The sequence below is a fragment of the Telluribacter sp. genome (genome assembly GCF_035998675.1).
In the GTDB taxonomy this organism is placed as follows: domain Bacteria; phylum Bacteroidota; class Bacteroidia; order Cytophagales; family Spirosomataceae; genus Telluribacter.
Genome location: NZ_DASYHI010000013.1, coordinates 96380 through 122724, shown reverse-complemented (window position 1 = coordinate 122724; position 26345 = coordinate 96380). Strand labels below are relative to the sequence as shown.

Genomic DNA, 26345 nt, shown 5'->3' with positions numbered 1-26345 from the left:
TTCTTACCAGGTATGATGAATGAGATTCTTTTTAATAGAAAAGATTGAAAAAAGCAGCAGCAGGCAACCAAAGGCAAGTACCGCCAGTATACCATTTGTCAATGAATACCGGGTGTAGCCGGTGGGGGTATAGGGCGCAAAGCCAGTCCAGTTTATGTCTTCGGTAAGTGTTTCCTCAAAAATATAGGGATAGAAATACTCCCGGATACGGCTATGGTGCTGCCTGACCGACTGCAGGTACTGCACATGGCTGGCCAGGTCTGTATTGGCTACTTTGTTCATCAATTGTTGCGTGGCAACAGCCGGGTTGAGTAGTCCGAAAACCTCCGACAGGCGCTGTCGCTGACCTAGTTTGTCGAAGAGGTTACGGGAGGAAAGCTGCGATTCGGCGTCACCTGCGTACTGCATGGCATAGTACCATCCTGCCGAGTAACGGTCTTCCGGTATGACATACTTCCGGTATTCCGGGTAAGCGGCATAAAATAGTTCCATGGTAGGCTTTTTGGGTAGGTCCCATTTCGCGTGGTAGCCTTCCCGCTGTTTAATAGCCGTCTCGGCCGCCTCCGGAATAGGAATCTGTTTATTGATTAGAATATTGGCAATTCCGGGAAACAGCACGCACAGAAAAATCCAGATGGCCACCAGGGTAGTGGCGTTAAAGGAAGAACTTTTTCCCAGCGACAGCACAGCAGTACAGAGTATAAACCAGAACGTGACATAGGTCAGCACTATAGCCAGCAGCTGCCAGGTAGGGGTAGACAAAGGTAGGTTCAGCCACATAACTCCCGCCAGAAACAGGATAACACACGTAAACAGAATGGCCGCCAGCCGAATGAGGAGCTTGCTAAGAATGATAATACCCGGGTAGGCGGTGCTGGTGCGCACCATGCTCCAGACCCCGTTTTCCTGCTCTTCGGAAATGACATTGTAGGTAAAAGCAATGATAAGCAGCGGAAAAAGAAAAACAAACACAAAAGCACCGTCCAGATTACCCACCAGTAAGGTCAGGGGGTTGGTCAGCTCGGCGTCGTAGAGTTGCCCTTCGATGGCCAGCATTTTGGTTTTGAGCGTAAAAGGATTGACATCCCGCTGCCCAATGGTAAACTTCGCCCAGGGCGTGGGGGGATTAACCGTGTAGAAAAAAGGGTAGTAGGCGGTAGTCCCGGCCGATTTTCCCCGGCCTTGTTTCACTACCTGGCTCAGGTGGTCTTGCTGCACCTCCGGCACCACGGCAATAGTATTCTCCTGACGACTGATTACCTGACTGCCGTGAAAGTAGCCATATAAAGCAAACAGCGACAGCCCGATGAATCCTGTCAGGACCATTTTGCCCGACAGGAAGTTTTTTAGTTCCAGATATAGTACCTTCTGACTGATTCTCATACCATGAATTGAGGTTTGGAGGAAATATAGCGTAGGAGCAGGCCGCTACCCAGCAGCCAGGCCAGCAGCGAAGCAAAGCCAAAGGCACCATTTCTGAGGCTTTCATCAAGGCCGACCGGCTTAAACTGGAACTCAGGTTGCTTTTGCCAGGTAGCCTGGCTTACCTTTTGGTTGCGGTCGTTCTGGTAGCTGATTTGTGTGGCATGAATCTCATTGAGAGTTCTTGTTTTTTCAAAGCGGTACTTCTCCGTTTGTCTTTGAAACTCCGAGAAGGTTTCAAAGTCCACCCCGCACAGAACCATGGAAACGTTGCGTACGGCCAGGTACGGGTCCATAAAGCCCAGCAGCTCAGCGATTGAGTTCTGCGCTTTGTAGGTTTGTATCAGTCGGTTGTAGTGGGTAGTAAATATGCGGGACGTAATGTTTTCCCCTTCCTGCATCACCAGCGCTCCGTAGTTGACTGGAAGCTGTTGAACGGAATCCACTCCGTACTTTTTCAGCGTATTGATTTTTAGTTGAGTATAGTGCGGGTCGTTCGGATTGTGGCTATCACCTTCCTGGCTGATGTCTTTTTCCAGCGCCTGCTCAAAGGAAATCTTATCTGGTGCCTCATACAGATTGTTACCGAGGGTTTGGGCGCTTTTGGGTAAAACAATAAACAGCAGCATCCAGACCATTACCAGCAGCATCAGTGCGTTTTTGGCGGTCTTGCTGATGGCAGATACAGCCACTACCACCAGGGACAGGATGAGGAAATAGAGTCCATAGCTCAGCAGAAGCAGCCCTATGCGCACTGGTAGACCCGAACCATCGCTAGCAGGCAGCGTGCTGATACCGAGCAGGAGGCTCAGGAGCAGTAGGGGCAGAAATAAGACCCAGGTAATGGCGGCCAGCCCCAGGGTTTTACCGGCCAGTAGCTCGAAATAAGTTGCGCGCTGGCACAAAAGAATTTTGAGTACGCCATTTTGTTTCAGACCCGCTACCGTGTGAAAGCCGGTAAAAATAATGAACAAAGGCACCAGTAACTGCAGCACCAGAGCCATACTCAACTCCCCAAAGCGCAGCATACCATTGGAAAAACCGGCCTCACTCATATTGACCGTGTTTTGCCGGTGGGCTTCCAGAAATACCGAGTTGCCGACGTAGCTATCCAGCCCAAAGTCAAAAAAACTCAGGGAAGATTTTTTCCGGAAAACCAGGTAACCGTAATGAGCGACCCGGTGCGGATGCCGGTCGGGCTGGTTCATCCAGTGCTCATGCACTTCCTGCCGGGCTATGGCCTGCCGCTCATTAAAACTGCTCACATACTGCCAGCCCGTGTAGGTAGCCAGCACGCTCATCACAAGCAGGATAAAATACAGGACCAGCGGCGCTTTACTCCGGAAGACAGAGTTCCACTCCTGTCTCGCACTTAGGCTGATAAATTTCAGGTTTATCATGTAAATCAGGTTATTTAAAATCTATAGGTAACATTAACCATGGTATTGCGGGGCGTCCCCGGATACAGCCGGGTGTAGTTAATCGCCCCAAACCAGTAGGAGGTGTTAAAGAGGTTATTGATGTTGGCCGCAAACTGAATATCGCGAACCTTATAGTACACCGCCGCATCGGCCAGCGTGTAGGCCGGTATCATAAAGTCACGCGTAAACCAGGGGATTTTTTCGCCCGAATGATTCACCCCAAAACCAACCCCCAATCCACGCAGGGCAGGAGCAGTAAAATCATATCTTGACCAGAAACTGAAACTATTTTGGGGGGTATTCTCCTTGCGCAGACCTTTCAGGGTTTCCACATCATCGGTAATTCTTGCGTCAATGTACGCATAGGAGAAGTTGACCTGCCAGGAGGGCAGAATTTTACCGGTGATATCCAACTCCATTCCCCGGCTGTTTTCAGCTCCCCTTTGTATCAATCGGTTTACGTTGACCGGGTCATTGGCACTAATCAGAATGTTACGCTGGGTGATGTTAAAGTAGGCGGCATTGAGGGTAAGTCCCCCGTTCAGCCACTCGGTTTTTGCCCCCAACTCATACATGTTGCTGCTCAGCGGGTCAAAGGGGCCACCCGCTTCGGGATTAGTAAGGCTGGTTATGCTCTGGGGCTGATACCCTTCTGTATATACGCCGTACACATTGATATGTTTGGTAGCGGTAAAGGTTAAGCCCAGCCTCGGTAAAAATTTAGTTTGCTCTACCCTTGTTTCATTGTCCAGTTTATAGTTAGCCAGGTCAGTATACCATTCCTGCCGTAGGCCGATGTTAGCAATAAATTTTCCGAGCGAAATCTGGTCCATCAGGTACAGCCCGCTCACCTGGTAACTGGCCGGTAGAATCTGGCTTCTCTCGAAGAGGTAATCTCCCCTATCACGAATTACATACGTAGGATTCTTTAAATCAAAGTAGGGAACACCAGGCACTGGTATCTTCTGTCCATTGTAGTTTGTGTACCGATAAAGAGCCGCGTTGGCCGGATTGTAGGTATTTATGACTCCGTTTCCGGCTGCGTTTATAAAGCCGCGCGCCGTACTTTGCGCCGCTCCCCGGACTATTTCAAACCGGATATGGTCAAGGCCGACCACGAGCCGGTGATTGAGGGGGCCGGTCTTTAAATCAAAGCTAAAATAAGCGTTCAGGTTATTGGTATACCATTTCTGTTGTCTTTGGTAAGCCTGCATCTGAACAAGAGTAGAAATAGGTTTGCTGCTTGAGTCAGCCGCAAAAGTATTGGAAGTACGATGTTCAAATAAATCCTCAAACCAGGCCTGTCTCATAAAAGAAAGGTTCAGACTTACCTGTTGGCTAAAAGCATGGGTAAGACTACTCATCAGAGTCACTTCCTGGGTTTTATTGTAATCATTGGGAGCACCAATGGCAAAGCTGACCGGAGTACTGTTCAGGTCTGTTTTTCCGGCTGTGGCCCCAAAAATAGGTTGCCCCCGGTCCAGGCGGGAATTATCATGGCTAACGGTAAGTTCGATATTGACCTGGGTTTTGTCGTTGGGTACGTACGAAAAAGAGGGTGCGAGCAGAAGCGCCTTTTTAAATTGCAGGTCACGAAAGCTTTGCGCGTCCTCGTAGCCAGCGTTGAGGCGGTAAAGCAGGGTTTTCTGTTCGTTCAGGGGTCCGGTAAAATCCAGCGCACCGCGGAGGGTATTAAAACTACCGACCGACAGGCTAATCTCTTTCCGGTCCACGGGCAGGGGTTTCTTGGTAATTATGTTGATACTACCGCCGGGGTCGGTATTGGAAAAAGTAAGGCTGGCGGGGCCTTTAATCACCTCCACCCGTTCCACATTGCTGCTCAATGGCTGGTTAAAATAAATCTGGGAAGTCCGCATCCCGTTCACCAGCCGGTTTTCTATACTGCTTGAGCTTTGGGTAATGCCCCGGATGGCATAGTGATTGTAAAAACTGACGGGACTCACCCCGCTTACATTTTTAACCACATCCCCCAGTCTGAAAGCCTGCCGGTCGGCAATGAGTTCTTTGGTAACCGTAGAGATAGCCTGCGGAATGTTCCTGTTTTCGGTGGCAATTTTAGTGGCGGAAAAAGAGTAAGTACTATTGTATTCCCGCTCCTGACGACCCAGTATCTCTACGGCCTGTAGCTGCTGTTCGGCAGCGGTCAGTACTATCGTTTCGGTTAGCGATTCGCCACGTTGTAAATCAACGACTTTCTCACCGGTAGCAAAGCCCACAGAGCTAACGGTCAACTTGTAGATGCCTTTCTGTAAATTTGTAAAACTAAAACTACCATACTGGTCACTAACAGCTTGTCTAAGCTCGTTCTGTCCCGTTAGCTGAACGGTAGCTCCCGGTAGTACTGCATTGGCGGAGGACCTGACCTGTCCCTGGTAATGGATTATTTGTGCGAAAAGCGTTGGGGCAAAAGCGACAAATAGAGCAGAAAGTAAAATTCTCAGGACCATATAGATGTAGTTGTTATTAGCTGCAACGATGTTGCAAATATAGCCCAAAGATTTATAATGCAACAATGTTGCAATAAATTTTATAATGACAATTGGCGCTGTAATTGGTCTCTGTCTGGTTAAACTTCCGCTTTGATGCAACATCTGGGGGTGGTAGTGCTACTTTTAGTCAGGTCGGTGGTGTAGCAGCTACAACCTGTTGACTTATTTCTGATACCACCAAAAAAATAATTTCAGATTTTGCTGTAACCTCCACCGGTTACGCCGGTTTTCACCCTAAATTCCTAAACCACCAACTACACGCTTGAACTCACTAACGGACAATGCCCTGATGCTAAAGGTCAGGGCGGGCGACCTGGACAAGATGGGGCTGCTCTTTGAGCGGTACCACCGCGAGTTGTTCGGCTACCTGTACCACATGAGCGGACGGCCCGATGTAAGTGAAGACATAGTGCAGACGGTGTTTTACCGGATGCTGAAGTACCGCCACACCTTTACCGGCGAGGGCGCGTTTCGTTCCTGGATGTACCACCTGGCGCGCAACGTACTGGTCGATACGGCGCAGAAGAACAAGCGGCTGGCCTACCACCACGACTTGGTCGAATACGCCGAAAAGATTGGTGACGGAACAGCGGCTGACGAGCCGCTGCAAAAAGAGCAGGACCTGGCCACCCTGCAGGACGCGCTGGCAAGCCTGAGCCCCGAGTACCGCGAAGTACTGGTACTTAGCCGCTTTCAGGAGTTGAAGTATGAGGAGATTGCCAGAATACTCGACACGACCGAAGGCGCCGTGAAAGTACGGGTGCACCGGGCCATGAATGAGTTGAAAAAGATTTATTTAAAGATTGAACAGTAAAAAGAAATAGCATGAACTGCGATAACGTGAAGGAACAACTGCCCGAATGGCTGAACGAACAGCTACCGGCCGCCGAAAGGGCCGTACTGGACGCTCACCTGGCCCGGTGCCCCAACTGTCAGCAGGAACTGAGCGCTACGCGGCAACTGTGGCAACGGCTGGGTACCCTGCCGGTACCGGAGCCCCGGCCCGAAATGCAGACCCGGTTTTACGCCATGCTGGATGAATTTAAAAAGGAAGAGAAAGCGAGCCATCGCAGTAGCTGGGCCGGGCTGGTGCAGCAACTGAAACAGTGGTGGGAGCCGCGACAGGCCATGCGCCTGGCGTACAGCCTGCTGCTGCTGGGGGTAGGCGCGGTAGCGGGCTACTGGCTGCAGTACCGGCAAACACCCACAGTGGCCTACAAACAGCAGATTGACACGCTCTCAACGCAGGTAGAGGAAATGCGCCAGCTGATGATGCTCTCACTCCTGGAAAATCCCTCGGCTACCGAACGGCTGCGGGCGGTCAGCTACACCAAAGAAATTACGGACGTGGACGGCCGCGTAATAGACGCCCTGCTCACGACCCTCAACAACGACCCGAACGTAAACGTACGCCTGGTGACGCTGGAAGCCCTGGCCGAGCTGGCCAACGACGCCCGCGTACGCGAAGGACTGGTCCAATCGCTCACGAAACAGGAGTCGCCCCTGGTACAGGTGGCCCTGGCGGATGTGATGGTACAATTGCAGGAGAAGAAATCCATTAAACCCATGCGGCAACTGCTGCGAAGGGAGGATACCAACGACCTGGTCAAAAGTAAACTGGAGCAGACCATTCGGGACCTTTCCTGATTCGTATAACTATTCTTTAAACCCAGACATTCTATGAAAAAGCTATTTTTCCCCCTGCTGTGGGGGCTGGTACTTTGCTGTGCCCAATCCAGAGCGCAAAAGCAGGAGTTCAAAGAGAAAATTAACCGGGAATTTACCCTGACGGGTAGCGCCGGAGCCAGTACCCTGGCCATTTATAACATCAACGGTTTTATCCGGGTAGAGGGTACTTCGGGCAGTAAAGTAACCATTGAAGTTGACAAGGAACTGACGGCAAAGAGCCAGCAGGAACTGGAAGAGGGGAAGCAGGAGTTCAAACTGGCTTTCGAACAGGTAGGCGATACCATTTTTGCCTACATTGCCGAACCTTTCGATACACGGCCCGGCCTGGATAGGCCCAACCGGGAGCGGCGCAACTGGGACCGCGGCAAACTCGACTACGACTTCACGCTGAACTTTACGGTAAAAGTACCCCAACAAATGAACCTGAACGTATCAACCATTAACCGGGGTGACGTGGTGGTGAAGGATGTGGCGGGGGCCCTGCGGGTACGCAATATCAACGGGGGCATAGAGCTGACAAACCCGGTGGGCGTAACCGACGCGCATACCATTAACGGCAACCTGGAAGCTACCTACGCCACCGCACCCGCCGACGCCTCCTCCTACTACACGCTCAACGGCGACATCAAGGTGAGCTACCCGGCCAATCTTTCGGCAGACCTGCAGTTCAAAACGTTCCAAGGTGAATTTTACACTGACTATCCTCAGACCGAAGTACTACCCACCAAGGTAGTCAAAAACCAGGAGCAGCGGGAAGGCAAGACGATGTACAAGCTCAACCGGAACACCTCCGTCCGGATTGGAAACGGGGGTAAGAACCTACGCTTTGAAACCTTCAACGGCAACGTGTACATCAAGAAAAAATCCTAAGTACTTCTTTTCTAAAAACTACGACTTTTAAACAAACCAATCATGAAAAATATAGTAAACCTGCTCATCCTGTTACTCCTGTCGGGCGCTATACCCCTTATGGCCCAGACTGACGCTAAAGAACAACTCACTGTACCCCTGAGCGACCCCAACAAGCCAGGTACCCTGGAGGTAGGGCTTATCAATGGTTCTATTCAAATAGTGGGATATAATGGCAAAGAGGTACTTATAGAGGCGGTAGCCGGTTCGGATAAAGACGGCAGCGACAAAGTGAAGGAAAAGGTAAAGACCAAAGGGGAAGGTACTTCATCTGCTGAGGCCAGTTCGGCTGGCATGCGGCGCATTACTCCTACTAACGGATTTGAGCTGACCGCCGAGGAAAAGGGAAACCGCGTGAAGATTGAATCCAATAGTTTTACGCGAACCGTGAATCTGACGATAAAAGTACCTCAGAAGTTTTCGCTGAAAGTAAGTACCATTAACAATGGTACCATCAGCATAGAGAATGTTAACGGAGAGCTGGAAATTAACAATGTGAACGGTCCCATTGAGCTGACGAACGTGGGTGGTTCGGCGGTGGCTAATACCATCAATGGGGCTATCAAAGCTACTTTTACCAATGTCAATTCAGACGCTCCCATGGCCTTTTCGACCCTGAATGGCCGCATTGACGTCACGTTTCCGGCCGCGGCTAAGGCCAATTTCAAAATGAAGACGGACCGGGGCGATATTTTCAGCGATTTCGACATGGATATTGACCGGAGTCAGCCCCAGGCGACCCGCTCCAATCAGTCGGGTATGTACCGGGTGGCCGTTGAGAATTGGGTAAACGGCAAGATCAACGGCGGTGGCCCCGAGATTATGATGAAAAGCATGCAGGGGAATATTTATGTGAGGAAGGCGGGGGCAAAGTAAGGCTGCTTTGCCCTTGCCTTCTCTGCTTGCAAGATGCGTATTTTGTATTGTTGAATCATAGCAATACATAATGCGAAGTACGCACCTTGTATTGTTTGAAGGGCGAGCTATTTAAATAGTTGTAATAGATATCCAATTGGCTTGGTTTATGTGCTGTTGTACATGATTTTGTCCAAATTTATTCTAATAATCGTTAAGAGGAAAATACTACAAAAGGTTCGTATATTTACGAGTTGTGCATTATGCCAATAAAACACTCTAAAACGCAATTAAATGAAGAAGTTCACCCTACTTATAACTTTTTGGCTGACAGCTATAGCAGCTTTTTCACAACAGCAATACTCAATCTATACATACCGCCAACTTAAAGAGTTTGAAGGCTTGTATGAATACAGAAATCAATCGCCTTTCAAAATTGCAGCATCTCCAAAAGATACGTTATTGTATGCGATCATCAATGATACAAAATTTGAACTGACACAAATTGGCAAAGATTTATTTATAAGTAAAGCCCAGGAGAAAATACAGTTTTTCAGAAATTCGTCAAATAAGATAATCGGCTATATTTTAGATGATACCAAATTTAAGTTATTAAGCAAAAAAGTTGAGTACCCTATTGTACTCTGGTATGCCCGATTAGACACCCTGAATGAATACAATTATGAACAGCCTAAAGATGGTAATGATGGATTGCAGTCAGGGAATATAGATAAATCAGGTTTAGACGCATCTTTACTTAACGAGATGATGCTAAAAATCATAAATGGAACGTACGCCAACGTACATAGTGTCCTCATTGTTAAAGACGGCAAACTTGTATTTGAAGAATATTTTTATGAATACACCAGAGAAAAATTACACGAACTACGTTCTGCAACTAAGAGCTTTGTTTCTGCATTGGCAGGAATTGCCATCGACAAAGGCTACATAAAAAGTACAGACGAGACTGTTCTTTCGTTCTTTCCAGAATATTCGATTAAGAATAATTCAGAGGCAAAAAGAAGAATAACAATTGAAAACTTGCTTACTAATCAAAGTGGCTTGGACTGTGATATAACGAATCCGAAATCTGAAGGACATGAAAACAAGATGAACAATAGTGATGATTGGGTAAAATTTACGCTTGACCTGCCTATGATTGACAGTGCAGGCACGATGGGAAGGTATTGTTCGGGTAATACCATATTAACTGGACGAATCATAGAGAAACAAACAAAAATGACATTACCTAAATTTGCAGAACAGACCCTATTTAAAGATTTAGGAATCACAAATTATGTTTGGAACTTCAAACCTGATAAATCAAGTACCGAAACGATTTGTGAGGTGTTCTTAAATTCAAGAGACATGGCAAAGTTTGGGCTGTTGTTTCTCAACAAGGGGCAATGGAATGGCAAGCAGGTCATTTCACCCCATTGGATAAAACAGTCTTTATCTAAGCATTCAGTAATTCAAGGTGTAGATTATGGTTATTTTTGGTGGATTAAGTATTTAGATGCTGATGGAGTCAGATATTTTGGAAAGGCAGCTCAAGGTAATGGCGGACAAAAAATATTCATTTGGGAAGAACAAAATATGGTGACTATTATAACAGGCGGCAATTACAATATTCAATCACCATCTGACGAATTGATTAGTAAGTATATATTGCCGGCTTTCAATAAATAGAGTGAGAAATAGTACCAAAGAAAAGCACGAACGCACAACAGCAGCTTTATAAAAGCTGGGTTGACGAATGAAATCCAACCCAAAAAAGTACTATGACCACCGTTGAAAAACAAAATGAGCTTAGAGATAAGATTATGGTTGGACTTGAAAAAGTGTATGAAAGGCTAATTGAGTTTAAGAAGCAGAAAAATAGTGAACTTGTTGTCATGAGAGACAACAAAATAGTAAAAATTAAGCCTGAATAAAAAGCACAGAGACTCAATCACTTTACACCAGCTTTACAATTTTCTCCCACTATTTGCTAGCAGCGATGCAACCCTACGCGCCTTCCGGTGTCTTTGAGCATAGCTGTTGGCTCCCAATGATTCCATAATCAACCTACTTCTATTTATTAGCTATGAAAAAAAGTCTACTCATCTGGCTGGGACAACTATGCCTGAGTTTTCTACTGGCGGTACCCTTATACGCCCAGAATTCGGTTTCTTCGCCTGCCCGAACTACTAACGGGACTGGTACACTACGCGGAGTACTTGTTGATTCACTTACCAGCAAGCCCATTGAGTTTGTGACCGTCGCTCTGCTGCCAAAGGGCAAAACACAACCCATGGCCGGCACCATAACCGATAGTCAGGGGCAGTACTCGTTTACCGGAGTTGAGAAAGGCTCATACGACCTGGCGGTTAGCCTGATCGGCTATTCGACCAAAACCATTAGCGGTATAGCCATCACCGAACATAGGCCCAACGTAGAGGTAGGTACCATACAGCTAAGGATGACGGCTACTAATTTGAAGGAAGTCAACGTGCAGGCCATGCGGCCCACCATTACGCAGGAAGCCGACCGCATGGTGGTCAATGTGGAAGGTACCGCCATGGCGGCGGGTAACACGGCCTTTACGGTACTGGCCCGTTCGCCGGGGGTATTTGTCGACGCTGAGGGCAATATTCAGCTCAACGGCCGCAGTGGCGTCACCGTCATGATAGACGGGAGGCTCACTTACCTTTCAGCTCGTGACCTGCGGGCCATGCTGGAAGGCATGTCAGCGGAGAATATCAAGAATATAGAAATTATCACCAATCCATCGGCTAAGTACGATGCCGAAGGTACCTCGGGCATCCTGAATATTAACCTGAAAAAAAACACCCAGCGGGGCATTAACGGCAGCGTGTACGCGGGCTATACCAACAACTTTCAGCAATACGGCTATACGTTCGGGGGCAACATCAACCACAGGAGCGGCCGCTGGAATTCGTTTCTGAATCTGGATGCCGCCCGCCGCGTGGGAGGCCGCGAAGCTACCTTCACCCGCATCTTTTACGGCCAGGACCGCACCACCTACTTCGACCAGGTAGCTACGGGCAATTTTACCGTCGAAGGCCCGCCGTCGGTACGTCTGGGCACGGATTACAGCTTCAACGACCGGCACAGCGTGGGTTTTACGTCCTACTACGTCACCAACCACGCCGAGTCAGATTTCCTAACGGAGACCTACATTGGTAACACGCCCGCCACGCCGTCGCAGTTTATTGACGCCGATAATATCAGTAGCAATACCTTCAACAGCTTTACCAGCAATCTGCACTATACCGGCAAGCTGGATACCCTGGGTACCTTGCTCTCGATGGACCTGGACTTCGCCCGCATCAGCAACCGGGGCGAGGCCAACTTTTACAACTACTTTACGGATCTGACCCGGAACACACAAACGCGGGACTTCCTGTATACCAGTACTCCCAACGGTTATAACATCTATTCGGCCAAGGTAGACTATACCCGTCCGTTAAAGCCAGGGCACAAACTGGAGGCGGGAGGCAAGGTCAGTCGGGTGGTATCGGATAATGACTTTCGGTTTTACTTCAACAACGAAGGGCTACGGCTGGACCCGCTGCGGACCAACCACTTCAACTACCGGGAGAGCATCTACGCCGCCTACCTCAACTGGAACGGCAAGCTCAGTAACAAGTTTACAATGCAGGCGGGCCTGCGGGCCGAGAATACGCAGTCACTGGGTAACTCCTATACAACAGGGCAGGTGACCGAGCGCAACTACCTCAACTTCTTCCCCAGTTTGTTTTTGCAGCAAAAGGTCCGGGAGGACTACCAGGTCAGCTACAGCTACAGCCGCCGCCTGACGCGCCCCAACTACGGCAACCTCAACCCCTTCCGCTCGTACCGCGACCCGTATACCTACACTGAGGGAAACCCGTACCTGCGGCCGCAGTATACCCAATCGTTTGGCCTCAATCAGACGTTTAAGAAAATCTATAACCTGAACTTCTTTTACAACTACAACCGCGATGTCATGGCCGAAATACCCATTCTGGATGTTGCCAACGCCACCACTATTTATACCACGGGCAATGTCAACAACGGGTATGACATCGGATTTACCGCGGTAGCCCCGCTCAAAATTGCGAAGTGGTGGGATACGCAGAATACGTCGGTACTTTCGTACAGCAAGTTTTCAATGATGTCTACCGAGGGGCCGCTGGTGAACGACCAGGTATTCTTCATGCTGCAGTCCAACCATACTATCCAGTTGCCGCTGGAGGTGCGCATGGAGCTGAACCTGCTGTACCGTGGTCCGGCGGCTTCGGGCCTGTACCACATGGCGCCCATGCACCGGGTAGACGTGGCCTTCAAGCGGAGCTTCATGAAGAAAAAGCTGGACCTGACGCTCAACGCCAACGACTTGTTTAGGGGCTTTCGCTACTACTGGACCACCGACATCGGCGGCAACGTCAACGAGTTTGACCAGTACTTCCGCTGGCGCAGCGTGGGTGCTACCCTCCGCTACAATTTCAGCAGAGGCCAGAAGGTGGATATAAAGCGGAGAAACAACAGTTTGGAAGAAATGAACCGTACGTAGTCTCTGTTCGCAGCCGTACAAAAACTGTCCGATTTCGGACAGTTTTTGTGTTATAAGGCTATATAAATATCTGATTATCAAATGGTAGTAGGTGCTGGCACGAGGTTGGTACAGCGAACGGTGTGTAGTAGGTTAAAGGAACAAGGAAAGCAGAAAAGTTTTTTTGTTCGAATTACCCTTTCCTCCCTTCTTACCTTTCCTCCAATTCTCCTTTAACCAAAAAAGCCATGATACAGAATTACTTCAAAATTGCCTGGCGAAACATCGTCCGCAATAAAACATTCTCTACTATTAACGTGCTGGGACTGGCTCTGGGCATGGCGAGCAGTCTGCTCATATTCCTCTGGATACAGGATGAGCTGAACGTGGATGCCTACCACGCCAACGGCCCCTACCTGTACAATGTCATGGAGCGGCAGATGTATGACGGACGGGTGGAAGCGGGTACTGGTACGCCGGGATTGCTGGCCGACGAGCTGAAAAAGGAATTTCCGGAGGTGAAGCACGCCGCCGCACTATCGTGGGAGGAGCAGCACACCTTTGCCGTAAAAAACAAGGTAAATAAGGAAAAAGGACGCTTTGCGGGCGCTGACTGGTTCAGCATGTACAGCTTCCCGCTGCTGGAAGGGACCGCCGGATCGGCGCTGACGGCTCCTAACGGGATTGCTATCTCCCGCAAAATGGCCGAGCATTTCTACGGTAGTCCGGCTGCGGCCATTGGCCAAAGTATACGCATCGACAGCAAAGCCGACTATCAGGTGACGGCTGTTTTCGAAAACATGCCGGCCAATAGCTCCGAAGCCTACGACTACCTGCTCAACTGGCAGGACTTCCTCAAACGGAACGAATGGGTGAAGGATTGGGGGAACAACGCGCCTCAGACCCGGATTCAGCTCCATGCAGAAGCCGATGTCAGCCAGCTGGAGGCCAGGTTAAAACCATTTTTGAAAAAATATAATCCTGAGCTCAAGGCAGGTACCTTCGACATTCAACTGTTTCTGCAACCCTACCAGGACGCCTACCTCTACTCTAACTTTAAGCATGGATTTCAGGACGGAGGCCGTATCGAGTACGTACGGCTGTTCAGTATCGTTGCCGTATTTATCCTGCTGATTGCCTGCATCAACTTTATGAATCTGGCCACGGCCCGTTCGGTCAAGCGGGCGCGGGAGGTCGGTGTACGCAAGGTAGTAGGGGCGGTGCGCAGCCTGCTGGTAGGGCAGTTTATCGGTGAAGCCCTGCTGTTGACCTTTCTGGCGCTGACAGTGGCCCTGGTGGTGGTGTGGCTGCTGCTGCCCACTTTTAACAATCTGACCGAGAAACAAATTCTGCTACAGGTAACGCAGTCGCGTTTTTGGCTGCTACTGCTGGGCATAACGCTCCTTACGGGGCTGGTAGCGGGTAGCTATCCGGCCTTGTTCCTGTCGTCGCTCCATCCGCTTCGGGTACTCAAAGGCACCGTACGGTTTGGCTCCGGGGCCCGGCAGTTCCGACAGGGGCTGGTGGTTGTTCAGTTTATGTTGTCGGTGTTGCTCATAGTAGGTACGCTGGTCGTGTACCGCCAGATGGACTACATCCAGACCAAAAACCTGGGCTACGACCGGGAGAACCTGATCTACCTATCCGCCGAGGGCGAACTGGTCGGCAAGTACGAGACTTTTAAGCAGGAGCTCCTCGCCAGGCCGGGTATTCAGAGTGTAACCTACATGAATGGTACCCCCACCGAACGCTACGGCAGTACGGGCAATGTGCAGTGGCCGGGCAAAGACCCCAACGCCAGCATAGAGTTCATGTTTTCGACGGTGGACTACGATTTTACCAAAACCCTGAAAGTAAAGGTAACAGGCCGGGACTTTTCAAAGGAATTCGGGCAGGATTCGACTAATTTTCTGATTAATGAAACCGCCGCCCGCCGCATTGGCTACGACGATCCCCTAGGTAAGCCCCTGACCATGTGGGGTAAGCCGGGTACCATCGTGGGTGTCATTGAGGACTACCATACCGGCTCACTGCACCAACAAATCGAACCGATGATTGCCCGGCTGGACCCTGACCCGGACCGTAAAAACATACTGGTACGCACCGGACCCGGCCAGACGAAGGAAGCCCTGGCCAGTCTGGAAGCCCTGACCCGGCAGCTGAATCCGGAGTTTCCGTTTTCCTACCGTTTTGCCGATGAAGCCTACCAGCACCTGTACCGTACCGAAACGGTACTGGGTAGTCTGGCTAACTACTTTGCCTTCCTGGCCATTTTTATTTCCTGCCTGGGCTTATTGGGACTGTCGGCCTTCATGGCCGAGCAACGTACCCGGGAGATTGGCGTCCGGAAGGTACTGGGGGCCAGCCTGGGTAGCGTGGTGGTACTGCTCTCCCGCGATTTCCTGAAACTGGTTTTAGTCGCCATTGTCCTGGCCTGCCCCATCGCCTGGTACTTCATGAACCAGTGGCTGGCCAACTATGAATATAAAATAGCCATAGAGTGGTGGATGCTGGCAGGAGCCGGTCTGCTGGCTATGGGCATTGCCCTGTTGACCATCAGCTTCCAGAGTATCAAAGCCGCGCTGATGAATCCGGTGAGGTCGCTGCGGAGCGAGTAGTTATAACCTAATGCAGACAGCGTTTGAATGGGTGGTCTGCGCTTAAAAACCTTTACTATCATGCTCAGGAACAACCTTAAAATCGCGGTACGGAACCTGCTTCGTAACAAGCCCTTCTTCTTAATCAACACGCTGGGACTGGCCATTGGGATTGCTGCCTGTCTGCTCATTTTGCAATATGTTACGTTCGAGCGGAGTTACGACGCCTTTCATCCTGATATCGACAATATCTATCGCATTGAGTTGGACAGCTACCAGAACGGCAAACTGGCGTTTCGGTCGGCGACGTCCTATCCGGCCATTGCCCCTACCTTGAAAAAGGATTTTCCAGAAGTAGTGGAAACAGCCCGGCTGTACGATGCCAACAGCGAGGTAATTACCTATAATAACATCAACTTCCGGGAAGACAACTTTTACTTTGCCGACAATTCGGTATTCGATTTTTTCAAAATAGATTTCCTGAGTGGCGATCCTAAAAACGCCCTTACGGAAAAAAATACGGTGGTGTTGTCAGAAACCGTGGCCAGCCGGTACTTTGGCAAAGAAGATCCCCTTGGCAAAACCATTAAGCTGGGCCAGGAACCGTACCTGGTAAAAGGGATATTTGCAGACTATCCTAAAAACTCCCACCTCGAACTCGACCTGCTTTTTTCGTACCGTACCGAGCCGGATGCCCAGACCAGCTGGGGATGGTACGACTTCTTCACTTACGTCAAACTCCGGCCGGGTACTAAGGTGGATCAGTTTCAGGCCAAGATCTTGAATCTGGTCAGGCAGTATAATCCCGATCGGTTCAAAACGCCCGGCAATCGCGATGAGCTTCTGCTGCAACCCGTCCGGGATATTCACCTGAGCTCGCAACTCAATCAGGAAGCAGAGGCTAACGGAAACGGAAAAGCCGTAACGGTGCTATCCATTATTGCGCTGTTCATCCTGGTCATTGCCTGGATCAACTACATCAATCTGGCCACAGCCCGGTCGATGGATCGCGCCAAAGAAGTAGGGGTCCGGAAGGTGGTTGGAGCCGAGCGACCACAGCTGATCCGTCAGTTTTTGCTGGAATCGTTTCTTCTTAACCTGCTGGCGGCGGTACTGGCCGTGGTTATTGTTCTGGTCAGTGCGCCTTATTTCAATCAACTGACGGGGCGTCCCTTATCGTTGCAGCAATGGTTCCAGCACGATCTGTGGCTACCAGCCGTGGCCGTTTTTTCGCTGGGTACTTTCCTGACGGGATTGTATCCGGCCTTTCTTTTGTCGGGTTTTCAGCCGATTGCGGTGCTGAAAGGAAACGGCACCGTGGCCACTCGCCCGTTATCCCGTCTCAGAAGCTTGGTGGGTGGGGCATCGTTACGGCAAAGCCTGATCGTTTTCCAGTTTGCAGCGTCGGTCATTCTCATCATAGGAACCCTTACCGTATACCGGCAGCTGCAGTACATGCAGGAGCAGGATTTGGGCTTCCAGATAGCGCAAAAACTGATTGTACGCGGAGCTGGGATTCGCGATTCTACCTATGAAGCCCGGGCAAATGCCTTCAAGCAGGAACTGGTGCGCACCAACGTGGTGCAAAAAGCCACCGGCTCGGCCTATGTGCCGGGTATCGAGATTTTGTGGACCAACGGCGCCCGGCGGCTGGATCTGCCCGACGCGCCCGGCAATATTTTCTATTTCACTTCCTACGATTATGATTTTGTTGAAGCCTATGGAATTGAAATGGCGGCTGGCCGGAATTTTTCCCGGTCGTTTGGGGAAGACCGTAAGGGCGTGTTGCTGAACGAAACTGCCGCGAAACTATTAAATTTCAACAATCCGGAAGAGGCGCTGGGTAAGAAAATCCGGACTTGGGATACCCTCACGGTGGTGGGCGTAGTGAAGGACTACCACCAGCAGGGTTTGCAAAAAGGCCACTCGCCTATGATGATACGGCTCCTGCCCGATAATGCCAACTACTTTTCGTTACAACTGAATTCTTACGATCAGCTGGACCAGCAGCTGGCGAAAGTCAAGGCTACCTACGCGGAATTTTTCCCTGGCAATCCTTTTGATTATTTTTTCCTGGATTCTTTTTTCAACGAGCAGTACAAAGCGGAGCAACAATTTGGGCGCGTGTGTACGCTTTTCGCCTGTCTGGCTATTTTTATTGCCTGTCTGGGTTTGTTTGCGCTGACAACATTCATGGCCAAGCAACGTACCAAGGAAATTGGCATCCGGAAGGTACTGGGAGCCAGCGTTCCTAGCCTGGTAGAACTGCTTTCCCGGGATTTTCTGAAACTTGTACTGGTAGCCATCATCATAGCCTCACCCATTGCCTGGTTTGCCATGAACCGCTGGCTACTCGACTTTGCCTACCACATTGGGGTGCCCTGGTGGACCTTTGTTCTGGCGGGTGCCACAGCCATAGGCATTGCCCTGCTGACGGTAAGCTTCCAGAGTATCAAAGCTGCCCTTATGAATCCGGTGAAGAGTTTACGGTCGGAGTAGCGGCCTGACCAGGTACTAAGCTAAGCAGGTTTTGCTCCCAGCGTCCGTACTTGAACAAAACTGTCCGATTTCGGACAGTTTTGTTCAAGTACGCTGTCATAATAGTCTGATTGTCAGATACTATACTTGGCTGGCATAGGGTTGGTAGGCTGTGAAGGGTATAATAGGTAATAAAGGTCGGAAATGAAAAACGTCCCGAAAGGAATTAATCTGTATTCCCAACTTTCCTCCTTTTATCCTTTTCCCTTTTAAAGCTATGCTCCAAAACTACCTCAAAATAGCCTGGCGGAACCTGCGGAAGCACCGGTTCTACTCTTTTCTGAACATCTTCGGACTGTCGCTCGGGTTGGCAAGTTGCCTGCTCATTACCCTGTACGTCATGGACGAGCTGAGCTACGACCGTTTTTATGACAAAGCCGACCGCATTTACCGCGTGGATGCGGATATACGCTTTGGCGGACCGGAGATGAAGCTGGCCGTAGCCTCCGATCCGATGGCTTTTACCTTACAGAAAGACTACCCGCAGGTAGAGGCCGCTACGCGCCTGCGTGAGAACGGAAGCTATCTGGTCAGACGTGCTGAGAAAGCCGAAAACATCAAGGAAGATAAAGTAACGTTTGCGGACTCTACCTTCTTCGACGTATTCTCAATACCCATGGTGGCTGGTGATCCTAAAACGGCCCTGACCGAACCTAATACACTCGTGATTTCGGAGCGGGCTGCAAAGAAGTACTTTGGCAGCGAAAGCCCCCTTGGAAAGACACTTCTACTGGATAATGAGCATTCATACCGTGTGACAGGCGTCATGGCCAATATACCGGCCAATTCCCACCTGTCGGAGCTTAATATGTTGCTGTCGATGGCTTCGCGAGCCGAAAGCCGGCAGAACAACTGGGGCGGCCATAACTTCGTTACCTACCTGGTACTGCGGGAGGGGGTAGAGGCGGCTCAGTTTGAAAAGAACTTTGAGACTATTTTAGAGAAGTATGTTGGTCCGTGGGTAAAGGGCTTCCTAGGGGCTACGCTGGATGATTTGAAAAAGTCCGGCAACTACATCCGCTATTCACTTATATCCATTACTGACATTCACCTGCACTCCGACCGAATGGCGGAGTTGAGCGTAAATAGTAATTTACAGTACGTGTACATATTTGGGGTAGTAGCCCTGTTCCTGCTGCTGATTGCCTGTGTCAACTTCATGAATCTGGCTACGGCCCGCTCGTCTAACCGGGCGCGGGAGGTAGGGGTACGCAAGGCCCTGGGGTCGGAGCGCTCTTCGTTGGTAGCGCAGTTCCTGACGGAGGCCCTGCTGCTGAGCTTTATTTCGCTGGGGCTGGCGCTGATTATTGCCTACCTGGCTATGCCGCTGTTTAACCAGCTGGCCAGCAAGCAGCTGCAAGTACCTACCATGAGCCTGTCCTTCTGGGTCATATTAGGAGTGACCGGTACTGCTGTAGGTATGCTGGCGGGTAGTTATCCGGCTTTCTTCCTGTCTGGTTTTAAGACGATCAAAGTACTTAAAGGTACCCTGGCCGCAGAGGGCCGGGGCGGCCAGCTACGTAATACGCTGGTGGTGTTCCAGTTCATGATATCGGTGATGCTGATTATCGGTACCATCGTTATTTTCCGGCAGCTCAACTACATCCAGACCAAAGCACTGGGATTCAATAAAGATCAGGTCCTGCTGATTGACAACGCCTATGCCCTCGGGACCCAGACGGAGGCCTTCAAACAGGAGGTACTTAACCTGCCGCAGGTAGAGAGTAGCACTATTTCGTATAATATGCCTACGCCCTCCTCCCGCAGCGACAACACCTTCTACCCGGAAGGGCAACAGGAGGACAAAGGCATGACCATGCAGAACTGGCCCGTCGACCACGACTACGTCACGACCCTGAACCTTGAGATAGTAGCGGGGCGTGATTTTAGCCGGGACTTTCCGTCAGATTCACTCGGGATGCTGGTCAATGAGTCGGCGGTAAAGCTGCTGGGCTTTACGGACAACCCCATCGGAAAAAAGGTAATGACCCTCAACGGGCCCAATCCGGAAGATCGAGTAGCCTATACCATTGTAGGCGTAATAAAGAACTTCCACTACGAGTCCCTGCGGAAGAATATAGGGCCGGTGAGTATGGTATTGGGCCGTAGTCCGGGTATTATCGCTCTGAAACTAAAAACAGACGATGTAATGGCCAGTATGGCTAGGGTTGAGCAACTCTGGAAGCGGATGGCTCCGGGGCAGCCGTTTGAGTACCGCTTTATGAACGATGATTTTGACAGTGAGTACCGCGCCGAAAATCGCGTCGGACAAATCTTCGTCACGTTCGCCTTGCTCTCCATCCTTATAGGCTGTCTGGGTCTGTTCGGCCTGGCGGCCTTTACCGCCGAGCGCCGTACCAAGGAAATCGGAGTGCGTAAGGTACTTGGTGCCTCTATAGGAGATATCGTAACCATGCTCTCGCGTGACTTCCTGAAACTGGTACTTATCGCCATCGTCATAGCCTCACCTATTGCCTGGTACGCCATGGACAAGTGGCTGGGTGACTTTGCCTACAAGGTAGATATTCAGTGGTGGGTATTCGTAGTAGCCGGTATGCTGGCCGTAGGTATCGCGCTGTTCACCGTCAGTTTTCAGAGTATCAAAGCAGCTCTTATGAATCCGGTGAAGTCGTTAAAGTCGGAGTAATGGAATGAAAGGAATGAAAGCAGAAAAGTAAAATCAGTTAGTCGTTGCCGTCCCCTCCTGGTGCGGAAACACTGATAAGAGATAAATTAAATAATTGGAAATAATAGAAGGTTAGAAAAGAGGAAAATACATAATGTTGATAGTGTCAGCTACCTCCAAAAGTGCCTTTTCTCCCTTCATTCTTTCCTCCTTTAAAAAGAAAACAGCCATGTTTAAATACTATTTTAGAATAGCCTTTAGAAGCCTTTGGAAGAATAAAGGATACACAACCCTGAACATAGTTGGGTTAGCGCTGGGTATGGCCTGTAGTTTTCTGGCGGCCCTGTGGGCGTATGATGAGTTGACTTACGACCAGTTTCATGAAAATTTTAGATCTATCTATCAGGTTAATCGGAACTCGGAGCGGGACGGGCAGATCTTTGTAAGTCAGAACACTCCTTATCCGCTGGCAACCGCCTTAAAGCAAACCTATCCTGATATTGAATACGCCACTCGGGTAGATCGGGACGATGCCCGACTACTGACCGCGGGGGAGAAGATGGTGTACCGGGAAGTGATTTTTGCTGACCCTGACTTTCTGAACATATTCACCTTCGCCTTAACCGAAGGCTCAACCAGCTCGGTTTTATCCGATCCTCGTTCCGTTGTATTAAGTCAAAAAACGGCGGAAGCTCTGTTCGGAAAAGAGAACGCAGTGGGGCAAATCATCCGGTTCAACAACGAGGTGGATGTAAAAGTAACGGGTGTACTGGCCGGGATACCGGCTAATTCATCATTCCAGTTTGATTGTCTGTTTCCATATAGCCTCAAAGCTGTTATGGACCCCTGGTTTCTGACGCTGGATAACGTTTGGGGTAATAATGTAGTCAGAACTTATATCCAGCTCCAACCCAACGTAACAGCAGCGCAAACGGAGGCCAAAATTGAGCATTTCCTGACTTCCCACGACGAAACGGTCAAACAAACCCTGATGCTGCACGCCATGCCCGACTGGCATTTGCGCAATACCTTTGAGAATGGAAAAATAGCCGGAGGTCTGATCGACTATGTCCGTATCTTTTTGTGGGTAGCCGGGTTTGTACTGCTCATTGCCTGCATCAATTTCATGAATCTGGCTACGGCAAGGTCTGAAAAACGCGCCAAAGAAGTGGGTATCCGGAAAGCGATCGGTTCATCGCGTGGACGGTTGATTTTGCATTTTCTGGGCGAATCAAACTGGCTGGCGTTCTTCGCTTTTGTACTGGCGGTTATGCTGGTGAGTTTAATTCTTCCGTGGTTTAATGAGCTTACGGATAAGAGCATCCAGATTCCTTATACCAGTCCCGTGTACTGGCTCATCGGACTGGGTATTACCCTGATTACCGGCATGGCGGCGGGCTTTTATCCGGCTTTTTACCTGTCGTCTTTCCAGCCGGTCAGGGTTTTAAAAGGTACGGTCCGATTGGGCAAAAATGCCAGTATTCCCCGCAAGGTACTGGTTGGGTTGCAGTTTACAATTTCGATATTGCTCATCATTAGCGTGGTAGTTATCAGTAAGCAGCTGGACTACACCAAAGACCGCTCGGTGGGGTACGATCGGAACAACCTTATCATGGCGGACTTCACAGAAGAACTAAAACAGAACGAAGAGGTACTGAGAAATGAATTGCTGAACTCCGGCTACATAAGTGCAGTATCGGCTACACAGGCTCCTATGACCGAAATCAGGAATACGAACGGGGTGGGCTATGGCGACGACAAAAGTACTTCTCTTGTAACAGTAAGCTCCGACTATGACTACCTGAAGACCTTCGGTATCCGTTTGAAAGCCGGACGGGACTTCTCCCGCGAGTTCGCGACCGACAGTTCGGCCGTGTTGCTGAATGAGTCAGCGGTAAAGGAAATGAATCTTACGGACCCCATAGGCGAAGAAATCGAGTACGGGGGGAAGAACTACCACGTAGTCGGGGTAATCGAAGATGTACTTATGGATTCACCCTATGACCATGTTCGCCCAACGGGAGTTTTCTTGAAAAAAGAAAGCCGCAACATCATTAACCTACGCTTCCGGGATGGTGTGAAAATGCAGGAGGCTTTGGCCGGTACCAAAAAGATAGTTGAAGGTCTGGCACCGGCCTATCCGTTTGCCTACCAGTTTGTTGACGAAGAATATGCCAAAAAATTCGCCACCGAAGAGCGCATTGGAAACCTTATCAATGCTTTTGCTCTGCTGACCATTTTTATTTCCTGCCTCGGTTTATTCGGGCTGGCGGCCTATACGGCTGAGCGCCGGACCAAGGAAATCGGGGTACGCAAAGTACTGGGCGCTGATCTGTCAAGCATCGTCATCATGCTTTCTAAAGAATATGTATATCTGATCGGGATAGCCTCCCTCGTTGCCTCGCCTATAGCCTGGTACTTTCTGCAGGGCTGGCTTCAGAACTATACCTACCGCATCGAAATACCCGGCTGGGTCTTTTTCTTTTCCGGCCTGCTGGCCATACTTGTCGCCCTGCTAACAGTAAGTTTTCAGGCTGTCAAAGCCGCCCGAATGAATCCGGTGAAGTCGCTGCGCTCTGAATAATGAATAACGTAAAATGTATAATTAATAATGATAAAGGGATAGAGAAGCCATAGGAATTAGCCCCATTAGGGGCGAAACCTCAGTAGAAAGCAATAAATAAGAAGAATGACGCCAAGCTCCGTAGGAGCGATACCTTACCGTAGAGACGCAAAATTTTGCGTCTCTACAAAAGACATAAAAAAGCCTATAGCCAAAAGCATACAGCCTTAACAATCCCATGATCAGGAACTACTTCAAAATTGCCCTCAGAAACCTGTCCCGGCACCGGGGATTTACGATTCTCAATGTACTGGGACTCAGTGTAGGCGTGGCGGCCTCGCTGCTGCTGTTCATGGTGGTTCGGTACGAGCTGAGCTTTGACAAATTCCATACCGACTACGACCGGATTTATCGGGTAGTGAGAAAGCAGGTGTATGCGAGTGGGCAGGAGAGCCTCTCACCGGGTAATCCACTGCCGGCCATAGCTGCCCTGAAAACGGATATACCTCAATTTGAAAAAGTGGTACCCGTGTTTGGTACCTTCGATCCGCAGGTGACCGTGCTGGGCAGTGACCCCAACTCCGCGGATGTCAGCACCAAATTCATCGAAGACGACGAGGGCCTGCTGGTTGGTCCGGAGTTCTTTGAAATGTTTGATTACAAGTGGCTGGTGGGTAGCCCCCAGGTACTTGCCCAGCCCAATGTGGTGGTGCTTTCGCGGAAGTACGCCGGGAAGTACTTTAAAGAGTATCAGAAAGCAGTGGGACAGTACCTGAAAATCAACAACCTTATCACCATGCGCGTAGCGGGCGTACTGGAAGATGCTCCCGCCACGACGGACTTTCCGCTCAACCTGGTACTCTCGTACGAATCCAAGCGGGCCAAGCCGGAACTGTTTGGGTTTGGACAGTTTGATAGCTGGGGAAGCACCAGCAGCAACGATCAGATATTTGTGCTCTTACCCGAAAAGGTCACGGTAGCCACCGCGAATACCCTGCTCGAAAAATTCTCGCGTAAGCACTACGATAAGCGAAAGGATAATGATATCAAGACCCACCTCCTAAGTCCATTGGCGGATGTACACCACGACGAGCGGCTTGACAATTATAAGAATAAGGTAGTACCCCGGCAGCGCATCTGGAATATAGCCACGGTCGGGGCGTTGCTGCTGCTGATGGCCTGCATCAACTTCATCAACATTTACTCCGCGCTGGCCTCCAGACGCGCCAAAGAAGTAGGGGTACGTAAAGTACTGGGAAGCCATAAAAGCCAGCTGGTCGCACAGTTTCTGACGGAGACCTTTCTGGTGGTGGCTTTTTCGATGGTCGTGGGTATCGTGGCAGCGTATTCGGCTTTGCCGCTACTGGAAAAGATATTTAATGTACCGGCCAATCCGGCTCTGTATTTCACTCCCGAGCTCGGGCTGGCCTTAGTGGGATTCCTGCTGGTCATTACCTTGCTTTCCGGCGTGTATCCCTCCCTGATCCTTTCCTCGTTTTCGCCGCTCGATATTTTCCGTAAACACATTTCCAAAAGCTGGATGGGCGGACTATCGGTGCGCCAGAGTCTAATCGTTTTCCAGTTTGCCACGGCCCTGGTACTCATCATTGGTACGGTGATCAACCTGCGGCAGATGGAGTACCTCAGTAAACTGGACCTGGGCTTTGTAAAGGAAGGCGTGTACAATTTTACCATGGATACCGAGTACCGCCAGCGGTACCAGTCGTTACGTAACGAAGTAGTACAGATACCGGGCGTTAGTTCGGTGTCCTTTTCGTCCGATCAGCCCTCTTCGGGAAATAAATGGCAGAGTAATTTTGCCTTCACGAAGATTTCGGAGGATGAGGATTTTAGTATTTCTATGAAAATGGCCGACGGCGATTACTTTGCTACCTACGGTCTCCAGTTCCTGGCGGGCGGGCCCTACGCGGCCAGCGATACCCTCAGAAAGTTTGTAGTGAACGAAACGCTCCTCAAAAAACTGGGTATCAAAGATCCCGGCTCGGTCATTGGTAAAGAGATGCGGGTAGGTAACTGGAAACCGGCTCCCATTGTGGGGGTGGTAAAGAATTTTCATACCAGTTCGGCCAAGGAAGACATTGATCCTATCTTGATTACTACCGATGAGAAATTCTACTGGGCGGGAGGGATCAAGATCCAGTCCAAAAACCTGTCCCAGACGGTAGACCAGGTGAAAGCAACCTATGAGAAAGTTTTTCCTGAAGTACCCTTCAATGGTACTTTTTACGAAGAGAGCATCCAAAACTACTACCGGGCCGAAACGCAGATGGGGCTGCTGTACCGCACCTTTGCGGGACTTACGGTATTCATAGCCTGCCTGGGCCTGTTCGGACTGGCCGCTTTTACCGCCGAACAACGTACCAAAGAAATCGGTGTCCGCAAAGTACTGGGCGCGTCGGTTCCCAGCCTGGTAACGCTGCTATCCAATGATTTTCTGAAACTGGTTGTCATCGCCATTGTCATTGCCACGCCCGTAGCCTGGTACCTGATGCAGGCCTGGATGGAAGACTTTAAGTACCAGGTTGGTATTGAGTGGTGGGTGTTTGTGGTAGCCGCCCTGCTGGCTCTGACGGTAGCGTTCCTGACGGTCAGTTTTCAGGCGGTTAAGGCCGCCCTGGTCAATCCGGTGAAGTCATTGAAAACGGAGTGAGTAAACC

General features: G+C 50.0%; 15 protein-coding genes. 12 read left to right on the top strand and 3 right to left on the bottom strand.

Annotated elements, in window-relative coordinates:
* Nucleotides 1-3: 3 nt before the first annotated feature.
* From VGN67_RS05485 to VGN67_RS05475, 3 genes are read right to left on the bottom strand one after another with little or no spacing between them, the layout of a single operon-like run.
* Nucleotides 4-1383 carry an ABC transporter permease gene (locus tag VGN67_RS05485; protein WP_327485773.1) on the bottom strand — a complete coding sequence of 460 codons (1380 nt, stop codon included), beginning with the start codon at nt 1381-1383 and terminating at the stop codon, nt 4-6.
* On the bottom strand, nt 1380-2822 hold the full coding sequence (locus VGN67_RS05480) for an ABC transporter permease (protein WP_327485772.1): 1443 nt from the start codon (nt 2820-2822) through the stop codon (nt 1380-1382). Before VGN67_RS05480 ends, VGN67_RS05485 begins: the two co-directional genes overlap by 4 nt.
* Before the next feature lie 14 nt (nt 2823-2836).
* Entirely contained in the window at nt 2837-5311 is a 2475-nt protein-coding gene (locus VGN67_RS05475; RefSeq protein ID WP_327485771.1) for a TonB-dependent receptor, read from the bottom strand.
* Nucleotides 5312-5642: 331 nt separating this feature from the next.
* Here VGN67_RS05475 and VGN67_RS05470 point away from each other — a divergent pair, with 331 nt between their 5' ends.
* The 12 genes from VGN67_RS05470 (at nt 5643) to VGN67_RS05415 (ending at nt 26338) form a co-directional block, all read left to right on the top strand.
* Nucleotides 5643-6167, top strand: a complete 525-nt coding sequence (locus VGN67_RS05470) for an RNA polymerase sigma factor (protein ID WP_327486019.1) — start codon at nt 5643-5645, stop codon at nt 6165-6167.
* Between the two features lie 11 nt (nt 6168-6178).
* Nucleotides 6179-7000: a zf-HC2 domain-containing protein gene (locus VGN67_RS05465; protein ID WP_327485770.1), complete on the top strand. Its 822-nt coding sequence runs from the start codon at nt 6179-6181 to the stop codon at nt 6998-7000.
* A gap of 33 nt (nt 7001-7033) precedes the next feature.
* A complete protein-coding gene (locus tag VGN67_RS05460; protein WP_327485769.1) occupies nt 7034-7912 on the top strand; it encodes a DUF4097 family beta strand repeat-containing protein in 879 nt (292 codons plus the stop codon).
* Nucleotides 7913-7954: 42 nt separating this feature from the next.
* Nucleotides 7955-8827, top strand: a complete 873-nt coding sequence (locus VGN67_RS05455) for a DUF4097 family beta strand repeat-containing protein (protein ID WP_327485768.1) — start codon at nt 7955-7957, stop codon at nt 8825-8827.
* 273 nt (nt 8828-9100) lie between these two features.
* On the top strand, nt 9101-10495 hold the full coding sequence (locus VGN67_RS05450; RefSeq protein ID WP_327485767.1) for a serine hydrolase: 1395 nt from the start codon (nt 9101-9103) through the stop codon (nt 10493-10495).
* 92 nt (nt 10496-10587) lie between these two features.
* A complete protein-coding gene (locus VGN67_RS05445; protein WP_327485766.1) occupies nt 10588-10740 on the top strand; it encodes a hypothetical protein in 153 nt (50 codons plus the stop codon).
* 152 nt (nt 10741-10892) lie between these two features.
* The gene (locus VGN67_RS05440) at nt 10893-13364 is read left to right on the top strand and encodes an outer membrane beta-barrel family protein (RefSeq protein WP_327485765.1); all 2472 of its coding nucleotides are present in this window, start codon (nt 10893-10895) and stop codon (nt 13362-13364) included.
* 227 nt (nt 13365-13591) lie between these two features.
* Entirely contained in the window at nt 13592-15961 is a 2370-nt protein-coding gene (locus VGN67_RS05435; protein ID WP_327485764.1) for an ABC transporter permease, read from the top strand.
* A 60-nt stretch (nt 15962-16021) separates the two neighbouring features.
* Nucleotides 16022-18439 carry an ABC transporter permease gene (locus VGN67_RS05430; RefSeq protein ID WP_327485763.1) on the top strand — a complete coding sequence of 806 codons (2418 nt, stop codon included), beginning with the start codon at nt 16022-16024 and terminating at the stop codon, nt 18437-18439.
* A 256-nt stretch (nt 18440-18695) separates the two neighbouring features.
* Complete coding sequence (locus tag VGN67_RS05425) at nt 18696-21125, top strand: ABC transporter permease (protein ID WP_327485762.1); 2430 nt, start codon at nt 18696-18698, stop codon at nt 21123-21125.
* 208 nt (nt 21126-21333) lie between these two features.
* The gene (locus tag VGN67_RS05420) at nt 21334-23688 is read left to right on the top strand and encodes an ABC transporter permease (RefSeq protein ID WP_327485761.1); all 2355 of its coding nucleotides are present in this window, start codon (nt 21334-21336) and stop codon (nt 23686-23688) included.
* Nucleotides 23689-23905: 217 nt separating this feature from the next.
* The gene (locus tag VGN67_RS05415; RefSeq protein WP_327485760.1) at nt 23906-26338 is read left to right on the top strand and encodes an ABC transporter permease; all 2433 of its coding nucleotides are present in this window, start codon (nt 23906-23908) and stop codon (nt 26336-26338) included.
* Nucleotides 26339-26345 lie beyond the last annotated feature (7 nt).